This window comes from Anaerobiospirillum sp. NML120448 (assembly GCF_023050945.1).
Classification (GTDB): domain Bacteria; phylum Pseudomonadota; class Gammaproteobacteria; order Enterobacterales; family Succinivibrionaceae; genus Anaerobiospirillum.
On the sequence record NZ_JALKIM010000147.1, the window covers coordinates 1 to 2,247 of the forward strand.

Sequence of the window (2,247 nt, forward strand, 5' to 3'; positions counted from 1 at the left end):
CTGAGCCATGATCAAACTCTTCACTTTAATGATTCGTTTGAAGTTGCAACTATAACTAGTTGCCAGTATGTTGGCTTAAAACTCAAAGTTCTTAACTTAAAGAACCCACACAGATTGTCTGTACTTATCAATTTTTAAAGAACTTCAAAACGCTTGGTTTTTGCAGCTGTTCGCTTTAGTGCGTGACAGCGGAGACGTATTTTAATGATTTTTAACCTAACGTCAACACCTTTTTTAAGAAAAATTAAATTTTTTTTAGTTTCTTTTTAAGATTTCCGATATATATCGGATTTTATTAACAATTTTTTTTTAATTTATTTTAACTCTTTGCTAGAGTTTTACTTACATAAATGTAAAATTCGTCAGTAAAATCAAAAATAGAAATATTGTAAATTAATTAAAATTTGGTTTATAAGCCATCAAAATCAAAAATGAGCTAGATCACTTGACCTAGCTCATTAAAGCTTTTGTGTGTGAAATTTTTAATGAACTTATAAAGCCATTACGACATTATTAAGTCCTTGGTCTTGGTATTTATCTTTACGAGCAGTAAAAATAACTTGGTTATCATGAGTTGCAGGCTCCAAGACAACATCACATACATTCTCAAAAGGCTTTAAATTACTAATTCTAGTCATGGCCTCAACTTGAGTAGCAAAACAAGAGCTTGCTTCTTTTACCTCTAATTCCTTGCTCAGGCTAGGATCAGTTGCCACAATATGATTGTTGGCAATATAGTTACCACTACCACTATTCACTTTGATAATCACGCTGTGGTCTGAACCTACCAAATGCTCAGGAGCAATGGAGCTTGAGATATGATTTGCAATCAAGGAGTTATTGGCACCATTGATATGCACAAGACCATAGTCATCATTAATACCATTATTGAATCCTTGCATTGGAGCCCAAGGCTCTGGATCTCTTAATAAATGATTAGAGCTAATGAGGTTTTCACAGCATTGTCCCTCTAAGATCACCATACCAGGATAGAAAGAGTGCAATCTATTAGAAGCAATGTTAGAACGAGAGACGTTTAATAAGTGAATGCTACTTCTGCCACGAGGGAAAACATTATTGGCGCTAATTAGCAAGCCACCATAATTTTCTGCGTAGATGTTATGACCACAGTAGCCTGCCCCCATTAAATTATTGGCTACTTTACAAGCTTGACCACAGGTGAGCAGCTCTACACAATTACCGCACTCTGCAATAAAGTTATTATCGATGGTAAGAGCATCAGCTTCACGAATAGCAACTGCATGCTCTAGATAGATAAAGCCCATGTCTCTAATGCAAAATGAATCATTAGCGCAATCTACGTAGAGGCCAGTTTTACCATTGAAAGTGAGCTTGTAGATGATATTAGACGTAGTGGTATTTTTACTGTCGTGGTTACACAACGCTCCAAGTTTTTTAACTCAATCTTAGTTGACTATCGTAATGGTATGGTTCAAGTGGCATCTCACCTTAAAGCCCAGGGCTGGAGCAAAGTAGGCTTTATTGGTCAAAAAGGAGTAGATGTAGAAAAATACAGCGTTCTAAAAGAATCGTTTGATGAACTACCAATTAGATGCAGCTTAGATAGTGAATGTATCTTTTGGCTTCCTAAGGGCATAGCAGAAAGCATTAGCATTGCGCAAAGCTCGTCTTCATCAGTAGAGCACAAAGATGGCTCTGACAGCAATACTCTGTCGCATGGCCTTAATGAGCATATTCTTGCTATTGTGAAAATATTATTAGAGCGTAAACAACAAGGTAAAGCTCCCATAGCCCTATGGATTTACAATGACGTGTGTGCTCTGGCTTTAGAGAAGGAGTGTTTAAAGGCAGGGCTGAGAATACCTGAGGATGTCGGGCTAATTAGCTTTGATAATACCTATTTAGCTCAAATTTTAAACCTGAGCTCTATTAGTCAGCCTATTACAAAAATAGCCAAACAAGCTTACCAACTAGTAGCGCAGGCTCATCGTGAACATAAGAAGGTTAGTGCTGAGCACAATGAAAGTATTGAGTGTTTAGAGATTAAGCCTGAGTTGTTTGCTCGTCAATCTTCAAAACTAGCAAAAATCTAATCAGCATGAATTAGAAAGGCACAAATGCAACAAGGCCCCTTGAGTTTTTTCTCAAGGGGCCTTGTCTTAGAAAAATTAAGCCTGGCGATGACCTACTCTCGCACAATCGTACGTTGCACTACCATCGGCGTGACTACATTTCACTTCTGTGTTCGGAATGGGGACAGGTGGG

Annotated in this window: 2 protein-coding genes; one reads left to right on the forward strand and one right to left on the reverse strand. The window is 37.6% G+C overall.

Going from position 1 to position 2,247, the window contains the following annotated elements; translation table 11 throughout:
- Positions 1-491: 491 nt before the first annotated feature.
- A complete protein-coding gene (locus MXE38_RS12120; RefSeq protein WP_246915442.1) occupies positions 492-1,286 on the reverse strand; it encodes a hypothetical protein in 795 nt (264 codons plus the stop codon).
- Between the two features lie 105 nt (positions 1,287-1,391).
- Here MXE38_RS12120 and MXE38_RS12125 point away from each other — a divergent pair, with 105 nt between their 5' ends.
- Positions 1,392-2,075, forward strand: coding sequence for a substrate-binding domain-containing protein (locus MXE38_RS12125; RefSeq protein ID WP_246915444.1), 684 nt, complete (start codon positions 1,392-1,394; stop codon positions 2,073-2,075).
- The last annotated feature ends 172 nt before the right edge of the window (positions 2,076-2,247 follow it).